This window comes from uncultured Winogradskyella sp. (assembly GCF_947496485.1).
GTDB lineage: Bacteria > Bacteroidota > Bacteroidia > Flavobacteriales > Flavobacteriaceae > Winogradskyella.
This window is the reverse complement of sequence record NZ_CANMCZ010000008.1, coordinates 66016-82116: the sequence shown is the minus strand read 5'-3', so window position 1 is coordinate 82116 and position 16101 is coordinate 66016. Positions and strand designations below refer to the sequence as shown.

Genomic DNA, 16101 nt, shown 5'->3' with positions numbered 1-16101 from the left:
TATTTTTGTTGCACAAATAAGATCTTAGCATTGAAACTCAAAAAAGCAGAACTCAAAGATTTCCTAGACACTAAAGTTACGCTTTATAACCATCCAAAATTTATTGAGAGCGACCCAATACAAATACCACATCAATTCTCTAAAAAAGAGGATATAGAAATCGCTGCCTTTTTAACCGCAACGATTGCTTGGGGAAATCGTAAAAGCATTATTAATAATGCCAACAAAATGATGGAGTTACTAGACCACTCCCCTTTTGAGTTTGTCACCCAACACCAGGACACCGACTTAGACCGTTTTGAGGGTTTTGTACATCGTACCTTTAATAGTGAGGATTTAAAGCAGTTTGTTAAAAGCTTACAACATATCTACAAAAAGCATAAAGGCTTAGAACACCTATTTGCCAAACATGCAAAGGAAAAATCGCTTCAACCGAGTATTCATCAATTTAAAAGCATCTTTTTTGAGGTACCACATTTAGAGCGTACTAAAAAACACGTCAGTGATCCGCTTAAAAATTCGGCTGCCAAACGTATTAATATGTTTTTGCGTTGGATGGTTCGTAACGATACTAATGGTGTGGATTTTGGGATATGGCAAAGCCTCTCTCCTGCCCAACTCAGTTGTCCTTTAGATGTACATTCTGGTAATGTTGCTCGCAAATTAGGCCTACTAAAACGCAAGCAAAATGATGGTAAAGCCTTAGCTGAGTTAGATAAAGCCTTAAGACGATTAGACCCAAATGATCCTGTAAAATATGATTTTGCATTGTTTGGTTTGGGAGTTTTTGAGGGATTCTAAGTATAAGGTTTTCTTGTTATCTTTAAATTTTAAAAATAGATTCTGAAACAAGTTCAGAATGACAAAGATTTAACAAGTCAACAAATAACTAACTTGTCATGCTGAACTGGTTTCAGCATCTCAAAGAAATAAACGATACACATGAAATTCCGCTTCACAATTTTACTTCTTACTTGCTTTACATTAAGTTTTTCGCAAGATTTAAAAATTCCAGTCGATACAACTGTTGTAACTACAAATTCTGTAACTATTAAAGGTAAACAGATTAACTACACAGCAGAAACCGGATTTCAACCTGTTTGGGATAAAGATGGAAAGATCATTGCGGCTTTATATTATACCTACTACAAGCGCACTAATGATGCAAAAGGGAATAACAGACCTATCATCTATTCATTTAATGGTGGACCAGGTTCTGCTTCCGTTTGGATGCATATTGCTTACACAGGACCAAAAATTTTAAAGATTGATGATGAAGGCTATCCTGTACAACCTTATGGTATAAAAGACAACCCGAATTCTATTTTAGATGTTGCAGATATTGTATTTATAAACCCAGTAAATACAGGTTACTCAAGAAAGGTAGCAGATAAGGATGGCAAAATGCCAGAGGATAAACTCTTTTTTGGAGTCAATGCTGATATTAAATATTTAGCAGGTTGGATGAACACCTTTACAACACGTCATAACCGTTGGGAATCTCCAAAATATATTATCGGAGAAAGTTATGGTGGTACACGTGTTATGGGCTTGTCTTTAGAATTACAAGAAAGTCAATGGATGTATCTTAATGGAGTTATTATGGTCTCACCTGCAGATTATAAAGTGTTGCGTGTTGGTGGACCATTATCATCGAGTTTAAATTTACCTTACTACACAGCAGCAGCTTGGTATCATAAGATGTTGCCTTCAGAATTACAGAATAAAGACTTACTAGATATTCTGCCAGAAGCAGAAGAATTTGCTGTTAACGATTTAATGCCAGCGCTTGCAAAAGGTGGTTTTATTGGTGAAACAGAAAAGAATGCCATTGCTAAGCAGATGAGTTACTATTCAGGTTTATCTGAAAAGGTCATTTTACAACAAAACTTAGATGTACCCAATCGTTTCTTCTGGAAAGAATTGCTAAGAGACAAAACCGGAGAAACTATAGGGCGTTTAGATTCCAGATACATTGGAATTGACAAAGTAGAAACTGGTACGAGTCCTGATTATAGTGCCGAATTAACGTCTTGGTTGCATTCTTTTACTCCTGCTATTAACTACTACATTCAGAATGAACTCGGTTTTAAAACCGACGTAAAATATAATGTGTTTGGTAATGTAGGTAATTGGGATAGAACCAATGATAATACAAGAGAAAACTTAAGACAGGCTATGGCCCAGAATCCGTATTTAAAAGCACTGACACAATCGGGTTACTATGACGGAGCAACAACATATTTCTCTGCGAAATACTCACAATGGCAAATAGATCCTAGTGGAAAAATGAAAGATCGTTTTTCTTTTGAAGGTTATAGAAGTGGCCACATGATGTACTTACGAAATGAGGATTTGATAAAAGCTAATGAGGATTTGAGAGCTTTTATTGAAAGCTCTTCACCTAAAGGGAAATCTGCTAAGTATTAATGCCTTTTGTCATGCTGAACTAGTTTCAGCATCTTAAACTTAAATTGATCCCTAAACAGACTAGATCCTGAAATAAATTCAGGATGACAAACAAAAGGCTTGTAGTTTTCATTAGTTAAATGTATGACACACAATAGTTGTCATGCTGAACTGGTTTCAGCATCTTAAACTAACCATCAGCATCTAAAAACATAGACAGTGCCAAAAAGAGATTACCATAATTATTGGGTTTACATAATAACTAACAAACCAAAAGGTGTTTTATATACAGGTTTTACAGGTGGTATTGATGATAGAATGGAAAGACATAATGATGGTCAAGGCAGTTCATTTACTTCAAAATATAGATTAAAAAGACTCGTTTATTTTGAAGAATTTCAATATGTTGAAGATGCTATTAAACGAGAAAAGCAGATAAAAAATTGGAGACGTCAATGGAAAATTAATCTTATTGAGAAGTCTAATCCCAATTGGGATGATTTATGGAATCGATTAGACTCCAGATCCTGAAACAAGTTCAGGATGACAAACCTTTAACTTTTTCGTTTCATTAAATAATAGTAATAGCCAAAACCGTTGTCATGCTGAACTTGCCTGTGCTGAACTGATTTCAGTATTTCAGCATCTTGAACATAGAACTATATTAAACTAGATCCTGAAACGAGTTCAGGATGACAAACAAGAGGCTTTTCGGCTTTCATTAGTTGAACTTATAAAACACAATCATTGCATATTAATTTAGTTCAGCATCAAAAACACAAACTAACCAACAAAAAAAGGCTTCCATTTGGAAGCCTTTAATTTTATAATAAATATATCCTAACCTTTCAGCCAAGCTGCTCTCAATGCTTTCTGAGCATCAGTAGCATTTTCATCTTCAATCAACCCTTCGCTCAATGCTGTGGGTTTAGTTAATGTCGCTTTGATTGTAACTGGTTCACCATTACGTTCCAAATCCATAGTAATCTCCTGACCTTCTGTCCAACTAAACATACCTGTGATAACTTGGTTTGCATTTGTTAAAGTTAAATCCTCACCATTTACTTTTAATATAATATCATCTGCTTGCACGCCTTGAGATGCCCAAAACGAATTCTTTAATGCCATTGGTGAAAATTTAATTAACCCTCTTCCTTGGTCTGCATCAAAAACAACATTTTGTCCACCAGCAAAAATATAATTGGTTTCAACTTGGGTTTCACCTTTTATTAATCCTGCCATTGCAAAAAATTCATCATAGTTAATAGGCACATCACCTTCAACATGTGTTTTTAAGAATTCACCAACACTTGGATAAGTCATTGCTGTAATTTCTGCTATAATATTATCATCTACGAATGGCTTTTCTTTACCATACTTTGCAGATAGCTCTTTCATTAAGGATAACATACTTCTGTTACCATCACTTTCTTTTCGCATTAAAATATCAATACACATGCCTATTAAGGCACCTTTCATGTATACATTATAATAGTTTGAAGCATATGGCTCATCTAAGACGTTCTCACTCATAATAGTAAAACTCATAGCATCATCCATACGTCTAGAGGTATCGATTTTAGACATCATGGTATTATAAAATGTAGCATTATCAACTAAACCTTCATAAACTTGGAAGTGTTGCGCAAAATATTCTGTTACACCTTCATACATCCATAAATGCTTAGAGAATGTTGGTTTGTTATAATCAAAATAGTGAACGTCTTCAGAATGCACAGATAATGGAGTTACGATATGAAAAAACTCATGCGCTACCACATCAATTATTGATGCTGCCAAACCTTCTTTACTAGAAGATTCTGGTAAAACCACTACTGTAGAAGTATGATGTTCTAAAGCTCCCATACCTTTTGGAGCCGTTTCAGAACCGTCAGATAAATAAAGGTAAATGTCATAACGCGGAGTACTATTTACATCACCCAAATATTCTTTCTGAGCTTGCATCATCTTAAAAACAGTCTCTTTCTGACTTGCCGCTGTATGTACTTTATTTGGTGAATAAACGCTCAATACGATCTTAATATCACCAACCATAAATTCTTCTACATCTAATTTCCCATACATCATTGGGTTATCTGTGATATCGAAATAGCGTTGTGCAAAATAACTGCTAGTAATGGCTGTACCATCTGCACTAGATTTCATACCCTTGTCTTCTAAAGCAGAGGTTCTTACAAACGTAGCTGGAGCAGTAACATCTAAAGCGTACTGATTATTCTTTAATGAATCGAAATAACCAATAAATCCATGAAGGTTTAAAACGTAGTTATCCTCTTCTATATTAGTTCCTGCTGGCGAAAATGGGTTTTCACCACCTATTCCACCTGTAGATTCAATATCAAAAGTATCATTGACATAATATTGAAGCTTATCTAATTTAGTAGCATCTGCAATAGTCCATGTATTTGTATCAGCTTTAATTACAGCCAATTCATTGCCATCATAATCTAAAGCTTTAAAATCGTCAATATACTTTCCGAAGTCACTAACAGAATACGTTCCCTGTACTACTCTTGGTAATCTGTAAGTTACAGTTTCAGTAGTAAAACGACCAGGATTAATAGTCACTGGTACTTTATCATCTACAACTGCTGTTAAATCTAAGGCAGTTTCTATTGGGTTGCTTACTGCTAAATCATCCATTTTTGGTTTTGCTGATCCACAACCTACCAAAATTGCACTTAAGCCAATAATGGCTAAATAATTCTTCATGCTAAAATTTTTAGTTTTTTTACTAGTGTTGCAAATCTACAATCTGTTACTACTTAAAATCTAAAGGTTTTGTTAAATTCGCGGTATGTCTCAACCTCTAGTTAGCATTTTGGTCCCTTTTAAAAATACAGAAGCTTTTATTTCTGAATGTATAGACTCCATATTAACGCAAACCTATACAAATTGGGAGGCTGTTTTTGTTGATGATGGTTCTGAGGACTCATCTTATGCTATTGTTGAAAGGTTTAGCAAAAAAGACAAGCGAGTTATACCTCTTAAGAATAAAGGTCAAGGCATTATAAATGCGCTCCAAACAGCTTATAATAACTGTAAAGGCGAATATATTACCAGAATGGACAGTGATGATAAGATGACACCAATTCGGTTACAAGTTATGTTGGAAGGTCTTGAAAAACATGGTTTAAAACATCTAGCACTTGGACAAGTAAAGTACTTTAGAGCTGATGGCCTTAGCGAAGGCTTTGCTAAATATGAAAAATGGCTAAATAGACTCACCAAAACCGGAAGCAATTATTCTGAAATCTATAAAGAATGTGTCATTCCTTCTCCATGTTGGATGCTACACAGAGAAGATTTTGAAGCTTGTGATGGTTTTAATCCAAGTCGATACCCAGAAGATTATGATTTGGCATTTCGGTTTTACAGAGCTGGTTACACTTGTATTCCTTGTAACGAAGTCCTACTCTATTGGCGCGATTACAGTACAAGAACTTCAAGAACTCATGAGCATTATGCAGAAAATTCTTTTCTAGATCTTAAAGTAGATTACTTTTTAGAGTTGAATTATGATGCTTCCAGACCTCTGGCAATTTGGGGAGCTGGCACAAAAGGAAAAAAACTTGCTAAATTACTTCTGAAAAACAACATTCCATTCTACTGGATCTGTGACAATCCAAAGAAAATAGGAAAGCATATTTATGGAGAAGAGCTCTTAAATTTTGATTATCTCTCAGAGCTAAATCATCCGCAAAGTATTGTTACAGTTGCAAATGAAGATGCCCAAAAGGAAATCAAAGCCTATTTTGAGACTCAAAACATGCAATCTATGATTGATTATTTCTTTTTCTGTTAAAATTCTCAAAAGCGAAATGCAGTTATCGTTTTGCATTTTCTATATTTGAACTATTAAGACAAACCAAAAAAAGTCTTTAAATAACAAGGAATGCAGTTTAAGAATCCCGAATTACTTTACGCTTTATTTTTACTGGTTATTCCTATCCTTATTCATCTATTTCAATTACGTCGTTTTCAGAAAGTTCAGTTTACCAATGTAAAGTTTTTAAAATCTGTAAAACTTCAAACTAGGAAAAGCTCGCAACTCAAAAAATGGTTAACCTTACTCACTAGAATGCTCCTTTTAGCATGCGCTATTTTAGCATTTGCTCAACCATTTATTCCAAATACCAAAGATTTTAACGAAGCCCAGGAAACCGTTGTTTACCTAGACAATTCCTTTAGCATGCAAACCAAAGGAACTAATGGTACCTTATTAAATGAAGCTATTCAAGATATTATAAATACTTTGCCAGAAGACGAGGCAATTAGTCTATTTACTAACGATAATACTTATAGAAATACAACAGTTAAGGCATTAAAAAATGATTTAATTCAGTTAACGAACTCTCCTACGCAACTTAATTACGATGCTGCCTATTTAAAAGGCAAACAGTTGTTTTCTGATGACGAAGCTTCAACCAAAAATTTAGTATTAGTATCCGATTTTCAGCAAAATAGTAATCCGTTAAACTTTGAAGAAGACAATACTATTGAACTGAAATTAGTGCAGCCAAAATCTAATTTGGTTTCGAATATTAGCATTGACAGCATATACATTTCAAATACTACTGCCGAAACTTTAGATATTAATGTTATACTTTCAAATCAATCTCAACCCATAGACAATGTTTCTATTTCTCTATTTAATGAGGAAACTTTACTAGCAAAGAGTGCTATTAGCATTAAGGATAAAGAAGAAGCTACATTTACGGTTTCCAATAATATTATTGTAAATGGAAAACTCGTTATAGACGATGCGAGCTTGCAATACGATAATTCGTTCTATTTTAATATCAATTCGAAACCAAAAATTAAAGTTTTAGCTATAAATGGAATAGCTGATGATTCCTACTTAAAACGTATTTATACAGATGATGAATTTGACTTTAAAAGTTTCAAACTAGAGGCTTTAAATTTTAATTTAATTCCTGATCAGAATCTTATTATTCTAAATGAACTAGATGCTATTTCAAATGCTCTTAAATCAGCAATTGATGCTTTTAAAAATGATGGAGGAAGTATTTTAATTATTCCTTCAATAAAAATAGATTTAAACTCTTATAATCAATTTTTTAGAAGTCAATCAATTTTCAATATTAATGATGTAAATTCTAACGAAAAACGCATTACTAGTATTAATTATAATCATCCACTTTTGGCCAATGCTTTTTATTCTAAAGTAAGTAACTTTCAATATCCAAAAGTTGATATGTCTTATCGATTTTCTTCAAATGCAAATAGTGTTTTATCCTATGAAGATGGCTCTCCTTTTTTAGTAGGTAATGCTAATTCATATGCATTTTCTTCAGCATTAAATACAAACAATTCTAACTTTAAAAATTCGCAGCTTATTGTTCCGGTATTATATAATATGGGTCTTCAGAGTTTAAAGCTCTCTAAACTATATTATACAGTTGGTGAACCAAACTCAATAGCAATTAGTGCAGTAATTGGTCAGGATGATATTCTAACATTAACTTCTGAGGATGCTTCAGTGATCCCGTTGCAAAAAACATATAGCAAATCTGTAGTTATTGAAACTAATGATTTTCCTAATAGAGCTGGTATTTTTAATGTAAAGAATAAAGATGTTACTATTCAGAACCTAAGCTTTAATTACAACAGAGATGAAAGTGTGCTTAGTTATTATGATTTAAATCAATTAGAAAACACAACAACCGACTCTAGTCTCGCTGCAACTATCAATACTATAAAAAGTAACACAAATGTTAATGCGCTATGGAAATGGTTTGTTATTTTTGCACTAGTATTTTTAATTATTGAAATGCTACTACTAAAATATCTTAAATGAACGCACTCATAAAATCTGCAACCATCGTTGATTCTAAAAGTGATTTTCACAATGAAACGGTTGATATTTTAATTGAAAAAGGTCGTATTTCTAAGATCTCTAAACGAATTTCCAATCCAAAAAATTATAAAGAAATAAAGCTAGATAATTTGCATGTTTCGCAAGGTTGGTTTGATAGTAGTGTGTCCTTCGGCGAACCTGGTTATGAAGAACGCGAAACGATTATCAATGGTTTAAAAACTGCAGCGCGTTCAGGTTTTACTGCTGTTGCCTTAAATGCCAATTCTAATCCTGTTATTGATAGCTATGCAGATATTACGTTTGTGAAATCTAAAGCCAATGATAACGCCGTTAACCTCTATCCTATTGGAGCTTTGACACAAGGTAGTAAAGGCGAAAATTTAGCAGAATTGTTTGATATGACCAATGCTGGTGCAGTTGCATTTTATGATTACCAAAAACCCATTTCTAATCCTAATCTTATGAAGATTGCAATGCAATACGCAAGCAATTTTGATGGTTTGGTTTGTTCATTTCCGCAGGAGTCTAAGATATCTGGACTTGGTGTTGCTAATGAGCATATTAATAGCACCAAACTTGGATTAAAAGGAAATCCGGCTTTAGCTGAAGAATTACAGGTAGCTAGAGATTTATTCCTATTAGAATATACCGAAGGTAAATTGCATATTCCAACCATTTCAACTGTAAAATCAGTGGAGTTAATTAGAGCTGCAAAAGCTAAGAAATTAGATGTAACATGCAGTGTTGCAATTCATAACCTAATATTTACAGATGAAGTACTCAACAGTTTTGACACTAATTTTAAAGTGTTGCCACCTCTAAGAACTCAAACAGATTGTGATGCCTTAATTGAAGGCCTAAAAGATGGCACTATTGATATGGTAACCACAGATCACAACCCTATTGATATTGAAGATAAAAAAATAGAATTCGATTATGCTAAATACGGAACTATTGGATTAGAATCTGCTTTTGGCGCACTACAAAATATATTTACAACTAAAAAAACTATAAGTCTTTTAACCCAAGGAAAATCTAGATTTGGAATTTCTGAATCTAGTATAAACGAAGGTGAAAAAGCTAATTTAAGTCTGTTCAATCCAGATAAAGATTACATATTTAAAACTACTCACATCTCTTCCCGATCTAAGAATAGTGCCTTTTTTGATAAAACACTCAAAGGTGAAACCTATGGTATTATTGCTAACAATAAAATTGTATTAAAATAATGAATCAAAACACTATTGAAGAAGGTAAAACCTTAGCATTAGTTGCATACTTAACACTAATAGGTACTTTGATTGCTTTTTTTATGAATCAAGAAAAGCGAAATACATTTACTACATTTCATACAAGACAAGCTTTAGGCTTAGGGCTTCTTTATATAGCTATAGGTTATATAATAAGTAGTTTGGATAGTATGATGGTAAGTATGTCGTTTTGGATTTTTTTTTCTGTTTTATTTCTTTATGGCATTTTTGGTGCACTTACCGGAAAGGAAAATAAAATACCGATTCTTGGTGATTTTTTTCAAAACCTATTTAAATCTATCGGTCAATAAGTATGACAAACCTACATTACATCAAAAGACCTTCTACTTTAAAAGAAAACGCTCCGCTATTAATTATGTGTCATGGTTATGGGAGTGATGAAAATGATTTATTTTCATTCGCCTCAGAGTTACCTGAAGAATTAATGATTATCTCATTAAGAGCTCCTTACGCTATGCAACCTTATGGTAATGCCTGGTATGCTATTAATTTTGATGCAGAAAAAGGTAAATGGAGTGATGATGAACAAGCTAAGCAGTCTGTAGGCTTTATTTCAGAATTTATTGATTATGCATGTAAAACATATGCTGTAAACTCAGATAGCATAACACTTTTGGGCTTTAGTCAAGGTACTATTTTGAGCTATGCTGTAGCACTCACCTATCCTGAAAAAATAAAAAATATTGTGGCTTTAAGTGGCTATATAAATGAAGCTATTTTACCAGACTCTATTGAAGAAAAAGATGTAGCACATTTAAACTTTTTCTGTTCACATGGCTCAGTAGACCAGGTTATTCCTGTGGATTGGGCTAGAAAAACACCAGCCTTTTTAAAAGCTTTAGATGTTAGCCATGTTTACAAAGAATATCCTGTTGGACATGGAGTTGCACCACAAAATTTTTATGATTTAAAGGATTGGTTAAAGCAGTATATTTAATTATTAATCTTCTGATATAATAAATGCTCAGCCAGTTTGTACTTTAAATTGTTATCTTCATCAATAGAATACGTAACAAATATTTCTCCCCAATATTCTCCATCTGTAAAGTTTGCTAAAATCCATTTGTGATTAACTATTCTAATTTTATTGATTAGCAATTTAGAATCTGTTAAAGATACGTAAGGCACTATTGGATGATCGTCACCCTCATAATTATTCATATTATAAAGCCCCTCTGTGATTGCTGTAATTAACTCATCTGCATTATAACCTTGAGCAATAAAATAATCTAAGGCATTGTCATTACGATCAATGTTAAAGTAGTTAAGGTCAAAATTTTCCTCTTCTAATTCAGCAATAGATTTTTCGTTTTCAGCAATTTTAGACTTGAACGTTTTTATATCTTCTTCGTACTTATCTATAATGTTTTTTGAATTCACATATTGAAAAATGATTAACAACACTGAGAAAATAAACAAATACATAAAAATTCTACTCTTCATATCTATATGGTAATTTGTAAGTTATCGTATGCTAAAAAAACGTTGTCAGGTAATTTTTGTTGTACCTCGTTATGGAATCCTAAAAGATGACTAATGTGTGTTAAATAAGCTCGTTTCGGTTTTACACGTTCAATAAATTTAAGTGCTTCTTCTAAATTGAAATGAGATATATGTGGCTCGATTCTTAATGCATTTACAACCAGAACCTCTAAATTTTGAAGTTTTTCAACTTCATCATCCGCTATTGTTTTCATGTCGGTTAGATAAGCAAATTCTTTAAATCGGTAGCCAAATACCTGAAGTTTGTAATGCAAACCTTCCACAGGAATAACATTGAGCTTTCCTGCTAAAAAAGGTTCATTCTTTACTTCATTCTTGGTGACACTTGGGACTCCAGGATATTTCTTTTTAGTTGTGAAAATATAGTCGAAACGCTTTTCTAAAGCTTTGAAAACGCGTTGATGTGCATACAAGGGAATATCTCCTTGTCTAAAGAAAAATGGTCTAATATCGTCTAAACCCATAGTATGGTCTGCATGCTCGTGTGTAAAAATGATGCCATCGATTTTTGAAACATTTGCTCTTAACATTTGTTGTCTAAAATCTGGTCCACAGTCAACAACAAAAGTATAATCATTCCATTCTACTAGAATAGACACACGAAGTCGCTTGTCTTTAGTGTCTTCGCTTAGGCATACAGGATGTGTACTTCCAATTATCGGGATTCCTTGTGATGTACCTGTTCCTAAAAACGTAATTTTCAACGCACTTTCAATTTGAAACAAAAATAAACTTATTTTTTTGTTTGCAATAGTAAAATAGTACCTTTGCGCTAATGTTGTAAACCCAATCTATATGAAGGACATAACGTATACAGGCGACTCGGATTTTGAAAATATACCGTCATTAAAAGACAAAGCTTTACGTATTAATCTTAATGCTGACATTTATGGTACCTTTTCAGAAATTGGTGCTGGGCAAGAAACTGTACGTCAGTTCTTTAGAGCTGGTGGAGCTTCAGGAACTATAGCTAAAGCGATGTCTGCATATGACAAGGACTTTAGTGATGCTATCTACGGTATTGAAGATGATAAACGCTATGTTACCGAAGCGAGACTCCGTAAAATGTTGAACCACGAAATTGGTTTAATGGAGCAACGTATTACCAGAGATAACAATCCTAATAAAATATTCTTTACCTACGCCAATACAGTGGCTACTATAGATTTTGCAAAAAAATATAAAGGTCATGGTTGGGTCGGTATTAAATTTCAGGTAAGTCCAGATGGTGAGTACAATGACATCATTTTGCATATAAGGTTTAAGGAAACAGATGCTCGTTTACAGCAAGAAACACTAGGTAAATTAGGAACTAACTTAATTTATGGTGCGTTTTACAAATACAACCAACCTCGTAAATTATTACGTTACTTATATGATCATCTAGACCAAGACCAATTAGAAATTGATACCATTAATTTTTCTGGCCCTGTCTTTGCGACTGTTGATAATAGACTAATGAGTTTGCAACTGGTTAAAAATGGAATGACAGATGCTGTAATGTTTGCACCAGACGGTAATAATGTATTGCCTGCTCGTGTACTTTACAAAAAGAATATCTTAACACTTAGAGGTAGTTTTAGACCTGTTACCAAAGTAAATATGGACATGTTTGAGAAATCTTACGAAATGTTCGTTAAAGAAAACAAAGTTGATAAAGAAAAAACACAGGTTATTTTTGAAATTACTTTATCTAACCTAAGGGCTGAAGGAAAAATTGATGAGCAAGATTTTATGGATCGCGCCAAACTATTGTGTTCTCTTGGGCAAACGGTTTTAATATCTAACTTTCAAGAGTATTATAAATTAGTGGAATACTTCTCTCAATACTCTAAAGCACGTATGGGATTAGCTATGGGAGTTAACAATCTAGTAGACATTTTTGATGAGAAATATTACCGTCATTTAAGTGGTGGGATTTTAGAGGCCTTTGGAAAACTATTTTACAAAGATTTACGTGTTTACCTCTATCCTATGCAAAATGAAGATGGTAGCTTAACTACAAGTGAAAATCTTAAGGTACATCCAAGGATGAAAGAACTCTATAAATTCTTTAAATACAATGGTAAAGTTGTTGATATTGCAGATTTTGATGCTTCTAACTTATCGGTATTCTCGAGAACAGTATTGAAAATGATTGCCAATGGCGATGAAGGCTGGGAAGAAATGCTTCCTGAAGGCGTTGCGAAACTAATTAAAGAGAAAAGCTTATTTGGTTGTGAGTCTGAAGAAGTGATACATAAAAACTAGTTAAGAAAAAGATTAAATAAAAAGGCGACCAATAATTGGTCGCCTTTTTATTTAGGTTAATTATTCAGTTAAAATCTGTTCTGTATGAGCCTTCGTTTTCACTTTAGTAATAACACCTTCTAAAATACCGTTTTCATCAATAACAAACGTTGTTCTATGAATACCGTCATATTCTTTACCCATAAATTTCTTTGGCCCCCAAACTCCAAAAGCTTCAATAACGGCTTTATCTTCATCTGCTAATAATGGATATTGAAATCCATATTTATTCTTAAAATTAGATTGACGTTTGGCACTATCTGCACTAACTCCTAAAATTTCATAACCATGTGTTTTAAACCTATCGTAATTATCATTAAGATTACAAGCTTCGGCTGTACAACCTGGTGTACTAGCTTTTGGATAAAAGAAAACCACTAATTTTTTTCCTTTATAATCAGATAAAGAAATTGTATTTCCTTGTTCATCTTTTGCTGTAAAATCTGGTGCTTTGTCTCCTGCTTTTAAATGCGTCATAATTCCTTAAATTTGTTTTTTGTAAAAATACGATGAATGACTAAACAAGAAAAGGTAGATTTTGTTATAAATACGTTAAATGAACTCTATCCAACAATACCAATTCCTTTAGAGCACAAAGATCCTTACACCTTATTAATCGCAGTTTTAATGTCTGCTCAAAGCACTGATGTGCGTGTTAATCAAATCACACCTCTGTTATTTCAACGTGCTGATAATCCTTATGATATGATTAAGCTTAGTGTAGATGAGATAAGAGAAATTATTAAGCCTGTCGGTTTATCTCCTATGAAAAGTAAAGGCATTCATGGCTTATCACATATTTTAATAGACAAGCACAATGGAGAAGTTCCAAAGACTTATGAAGAACTAGAGGAATTACCGGCTGTAGGTCACAAGACTGCCGCTGTGGTTTTATCTCAAGCATTTGGTATTCCAGCATTTCCAGTAGATACCCACATTCACCGTTTAATGTATCGTTGGAATTTAACTAATGGAAAAAACGTTGTTCAAACCGAAAAAGATGCTAAGCGTTTATTTCCAAAAGAATTGTGGAATGATTTACACCTACAAATTATTTGGTATGGTAGAGAATATTCGCCAGCTCGTGGTTGGGATTTAGATAAGGATATTATTACTAAAACGATTGGCAGGAAAACAGTTTTAGACGACTATAGTAAAAAGAAAAAATGAGGAGTTTTGGAACAATTGTTGTTAAATAAGAAAGAAACTTTTACTTATGAAAAATACCATTATTGTATTACTTCTAATTTCAATCACGTCTTGTATCCCTGTGAAAATTGCACCAAAATTTGATGGTCACAAAGTGATGGCTGCAAAAAAATTTAAACGTAAACTACCAAATGAAACTTCTTTCATTTTTAGAGACACCAAAAATGCTGAAGAATTTTATACTTATATCGATAAAAAGTTTAAGCTTAATGATGCTAATGTAGATTCTAATCTACCCTTTGAAATTGATGGACAAACACTCTACTTATCGTATCTTGAAGCAGAAAGAGAAGACAAAAACTATAATTTAGGTTTAGCCTTAGTTGACGCCAAGAGAGAATCTAACGGAAACGATCCACTATTCGAAGATAACTATGTAAACAGAACTGGATATTGGTATATTATCATAAACGTTTATGACAATAACCTTAAGAATTGTCTAAAAGATGACCACCCTTTAAAATCTAAAACAATAAAATATTTGGAAAATTTAATGAATGAGTATCTTACTACACAGAATTACGAAGAACTACTTTTTACAAAAAAATCCTGATGTTGTCTGACATCAGGATTTTTTCTTCAACTTAATTTAGAAGTGCTTCAAACTTCAATTTATTATAATTTATAACACTTAAAGCCTTTGAATAATTCAAAAGGAAACTTATCGTTTCATCTTTTGGTTTTAGGTTATCGTTTTTTGGGGAAGCATTAGAGTAAATTTTTGCCATATTTAAAATTTATGTTTTATATATGACTAAAACGTAACTCGAATTACTTTATTGTATCAATTCGTTAAAACTATATTATTTTGATCTATAACCTTGCGCATATTAATAAGTGCGTAACGCATCCGTCCTAATGCTGTGTTAATACTCACACCTGTACGTTCAGAGATTTCTTTAAAACTCATATCTTGGTACATACGCATCACTAAAACTTGTTTTTGATCTTCAGGAAGCTCTTCTATAATGCGACGTACATCAGATTCTACTTGATCCTTAATTAAACTTTTTTCAGCATTTAAGCTAGAATCACTAAGTACAGAGAAAATACTGAATTCGCCAGTATTACTGAATTTCGGCATACGGCTGTTTTTTCTAAAATGGTCAATCACCAAATTATGAGCAATTCGCATCACCCAAGGCAAAAATTTACCTTCTTCGTTATATTTCCCAAGCTTTAAAGTTTTAATGACTTTAATAAAGGTATCCTGAAATATATCTTCAGTAATATCTCTATCATATACTTTAGAATAAATAAAGCTATAGATTTTTTGTTTGTGCCTTTGGATTAAAATTGAGAGTGCTTTCTCGTCTCCTTTAATGTAGCTGCTAACCAACTCTGCGTCTTGGATAAGTTCTTTTTTCATAATATTACTCTTAGTAGTAAGAAGCGCGCTTCTTAACAAGGGGTTAAATTCTCTAAAGTAATATTATGCTATACGCAGTTGTGTTTTAAATGATTATGTGGTAAATATAACAACAATCATTCCGAAAAAACAAAAAAAAATGGGAAAATTTAACATTTTATCGGATAAAGTGTTCCTTTTATAGATGA

General features: G+C 32.9%; 17 protein-coding genes. 11 read left to right on the top strand and 6 right to left on the bottom strand.

Annotated elements, in window-relative coordinates:
- The first annotated feature begins 30 nt into the window (after window positions 1-30).
- The 3 genes from Q0822_RS17510 (at window position 31) to Q0822_RS17500 (ending at window position 2940) form a co-directional block, all read left to right on the top strand.
- On the top strand, window positions 31-801 hold the full coding sequence (locus tag Q0822_RS17510) for a TIGR02757 family protein (RefSeq protein ID WP_299126207.1): 771 nt from the start codon (window positions 31-33) through the stop codon (window positions 799-801).
- A gap of 141 nt (window positions 802-942) precedes the next feature.
- Window positions 943-2430 carry a carboxypeptidase gene (locus Q0822_RS17505; protein WP_299126206.1) on the top strand — a complete coding sequence of 496 codons (1488 nt, stop codon included), beginning with the start codon at window positions 943-945 and terminating at the stop codon, window positions 2428-2430.
- A gap of 198 nt (window positions 2431-2628) precedes the next feature.
- The gene (locus Q0822_RS17500; protein ID WP_299126205.1) at window positions 2629-2940 is read left to right on the top strand and encodes a GIY-YIG nuclease family protein; all 312 of its coding nucleotides are present in this window, start codon (window positions 2629-2631) and stop codon (window positions 2938-2940) included.
- A gap of 309 nt (window positions 2941-3249) precedes the next feature.
- Here Q0822_RS17500 and Q0822_RS17495 read toward each other — a convergent pair whose 3' ends face one another.
- Window positions 3250-5142 (bottom strand): peptidase M61, encoded by a 1893-nt coding sequence (locus Q0822_RS17495; RefSeq protein ID WP_299126204.1) that lies wholly within the window; start codon window positions 5140-5142, stop codon window positions 3250-3252.
- 85 nt (window positions 5143-5227) lie between these two features.
- On the opposite strand from Q0822_RS17495, the gene Q0822_RS17490 reads away from it, so the two are divergent.
- From Q0822_RS17490 to Q0822_RS17470, 5 genes are all read left to right on the top strand, one after another.
- Window positions 5228-6235 carry a glycosyltransferase family 2 protein gene (locus Q0822_RS17490; RefSeq protein WP_299126203.1) on the top strand — a complete coding sequence of 336 codons (1008 nt, stop codon included), beginning with the start codon at window positions 5228-5230 and terminating at the stop codon, window positions 6233-6235.
- A 90-nt stretch (window positions 6236-6325) separates the two neighbouring features.
- Window positions 6326-8251, top strand: a complete 1926-nt coding sequence (locus tag Q0822_RS17485) for a BatA domain-containing protein (protein WP_299126202.1) — start codon at window positions 6326-6328, stop codon at window positions 8249-8251.
- The gene (locus Q0822_RS17480; protein WP_299126201.1) at window positions 8248-9501 is read left to right on the top strand and encodes a dihydroorotase; all 1254 of its coding nucleotides are present in this window, start codon (window positions 8248-8250) and stop codon (window positions 9499-9501) included. Before Q0822_RS17485 ends, Q0822_RS17480 begins: the two co-directional genes overlap by 4 nt.
- Window positions 9501-9833 carry a hypothetical protein gene (locus Q0822_RS17475; protein ID WP_299126200.1) on the top strand — a complete coding sequence of 111 codons (333 nt, stop codon included), beginning with the start codon at window positions 9501-9503 and terminating at the stop codon, window positions 9831-9833. The genes Q0822_RS17480 and Q0822_RS17475 overlap by 1 nt, the downstream gene beginning before the upstream one ends.
- A 2-nt stretch (window positions 9834-9835) precedes the next feature.
- A complete protein-coding gene (locus Q0822_RS17470) occupies window positions 9836-10480 on the top strand; it encodes an alpha/beta fold hydrolase (protein WP_299126199.1) in 645 nt (214 codons plus the stop codon).
- On the opposite strand, the gene Q0822_RS17465 is transcribed toward Q0822_RS17470, so the two are convergent.
- Both Q0822_RS17465 and Q0822_RS17460 read right to left on the bottom strand, forming a co-directional pair.
- Entirely contained in the window at window positions 10477-10986 is a 510-nt protein-coding gene (locus tag Q0822_RS17465; protein ID WP_299126198.1) for a hydrolase, read from the bottom strand. The genes Q0822_RS17470 and Q0822_RS17465 overlap by 4 nt on opposite strands.
- Window positions 10987-10988: 2 nt before the next feature.
- Window positions 10989-11750, bottom strand: a complete 762-nt coding sequence (locus Q0822_RS17460; RefSeq protein WP_299126197.1) for an MBL fold metallo-hydrolase — start codon at window positions 11748-11750, stop codon at window positions 10989-10991.
- Between the two features lie 91 nt (window positions 11751-11841).
- Here Q0822_RS17460 and Q0822_RS17455 point away from each other — a divergent pair, with 91 nt between their 5' ends.
- The gene (locus Q0822_RS17455; RefSeq protein ID WP_299126196.1) at window positions 11842-13296 is read left to right on the top strand and encodes a TonB-dependent receptor; all 1455 of its coding nucleotides are present in this window, start codon (window positions 11842-11844) and stop codon (window positions 13294-13296) included.
- A 60-nt stretch (window positions 13297-13356) separates the two neighbouring features.
- Here Q0822_RS17455 and bcp read toward each other — a convergent pair whose 3' ends face one another.
- Window positions 13357-13812, bottom strand: a complete 456-nt coding sequence (gene bcp / locus Q0822_RS17450; protein ID WP_299126194.1) for a thioredoxin-dependent thiol peroxidase — start codon at window positions 13810-13812, stop codon at window positions 13357-13359.
- Between the two features lie 36 nt (window positions 13813-13848).
- Here bcp and nth point away from each other — a divergent pair, with 36 nt between their 5' ends.
- Window positions 13849-14505: an endonuclease III gene (gene nth / locus Q0822_RS17445; protein ID WP_299126193.1), complete on the top strand. Its 657-nt coding sequence runs from the start codon at window positions 13849-13851 to the stop codon at window positions 14503-14505.
- Window positions 14506-14551: 46 nt separating this feature from the next.
- Complete coding sequence (locus Q0822_RS17440) at window positions 14552-15097, top strand: hypothetical protein (protein ID WP_299126192.1); 546 nt, start codon at window positions 14552-14554, stop codon at window positions 15095-15097.
- Window positions 15098-15128: 31 nt separating this feature from the next.
- Here Q0822_RS17440 and Q0822_RS17435 read toward each other — a convergent pair whose 3' ends face one another.
- Window positions 15129-15272, bottom strand: coding sequence for a hypothetical protein (locus tag Q0822_RS17435; RefSeq protein WP_299126191.1), 144 nt, complete (start codon window positions 15270-15272; stop codon window positions 15129-15131).
- 56 nt (window positions 15273-15328) lie between these two features.
- Window positions 15329-15913, bottom strand: coding sequence for a sigma-70 family RNA polymerase sigma factor (locus tag Q0822_RS17430; protein ID WP_299126189.1), 585 nt, complete (start codon window positions 15911-15913; stop codon window positions 15329-15331).
- Window positions 15914-16101: the final 188 nt, after the last annotated feature.

Bases quoted from the DNA above. Each gene is read 5' to 3' on its own strand.
- Q0822_RS17485 (WP_299126202.1), top strand. From the start codon at position 6,326: ATGCAGTTTAAGAATCCCGAATTACTTTACGCTTTATTTTTACTGGTT.
- Q0822_RS17480 (WP_299126201.1), top strand. From the start codon at position 8,248: ATGAACGCACTCATAAAATCTGCAACCATCGTTGATTCTAAAAGTGAT.
- Q0822_RS17495 (WP_299126204.1), bottom strand. From the start codon at position 5,142: ATGAAGAATTATTTAGCCATTATTGGCTTAAGTGCAATTTTGGTAGGT.
- Q0822_RS17490 (WP_299126203.1), top strand. From the start codon at position 5,228: ATGTCTCAACCTCTAGTTAGCATTTTGGTCCCTTTTAAAAATACAGAA.
- Q0822_RS17470 (WP_299126199.1), top strand. From the start codon at position 9,836: ATGACAAACCTACATTACATCAAAAGACCTTCTACTTTAAAAGAAAAC.
- Q0822_RS17435 (WP_299126191.1), bottom strand. From the start codon at position 15,272: ATGGCAAAAATTTACTCTAATGCTTCCCCAAAAAACGATAACCTAAAA.
- nth (WP_299126193.1), top strand. From the start codon at position 13,849: ATGACTAAACAAGAAAAGGTAGATTTTGTTATAAATACGTTAAATGAA.
- Q0822_RS17455 (WP_299126196.1), top strand. From the start codon at position 11,842: ATGAAGGACATAACGTATACAGGCGACTCGGATTTTGAAAATATACCG.
- Q0822_RS17430 (WP_299126189.1), bottom strand. From the start codon at position 15,913: ATGAAAAAAGAACTTATCCAAGACGCAGAGTTGGTTAGCAGCTACATT.
- Q0822_RS17505 (WP_299126206.1), top strand. From the start codon at position 943: ATGAAATTCCGCTTCACAATTTTACTTCTTACTTGCTTTACATTAAGT.
- Q0822_RS17465 (WP_299126198.1), bottom strand. From the start codon at position 10,986: ATGAAGAGTAGAATTTTTATGTATTTGTTTATTTTCTCAGTGTTGTTA.
- Q0822_RS17475 (WP_299126200.1), top strand. From the start codon at position 9,501: ATGAATCAAAACACTATTGAAGAAGGTAAAACCTTAGCATTAGTTGCA.
- bcp (WP_299126194.1), bottom strand. From the start codon at position 13,812: ATGACGCATTTAAAAGCAGGAGACAAAGCACCAGATTTTACAGCAAAA.
- Q0822_RS17440 (WP_299126192.1), top strand. From the start codon at position 14,552: ATGAAAAATACCATTATTGTATTACTTCTAATTTCAATCACGTCTTGT.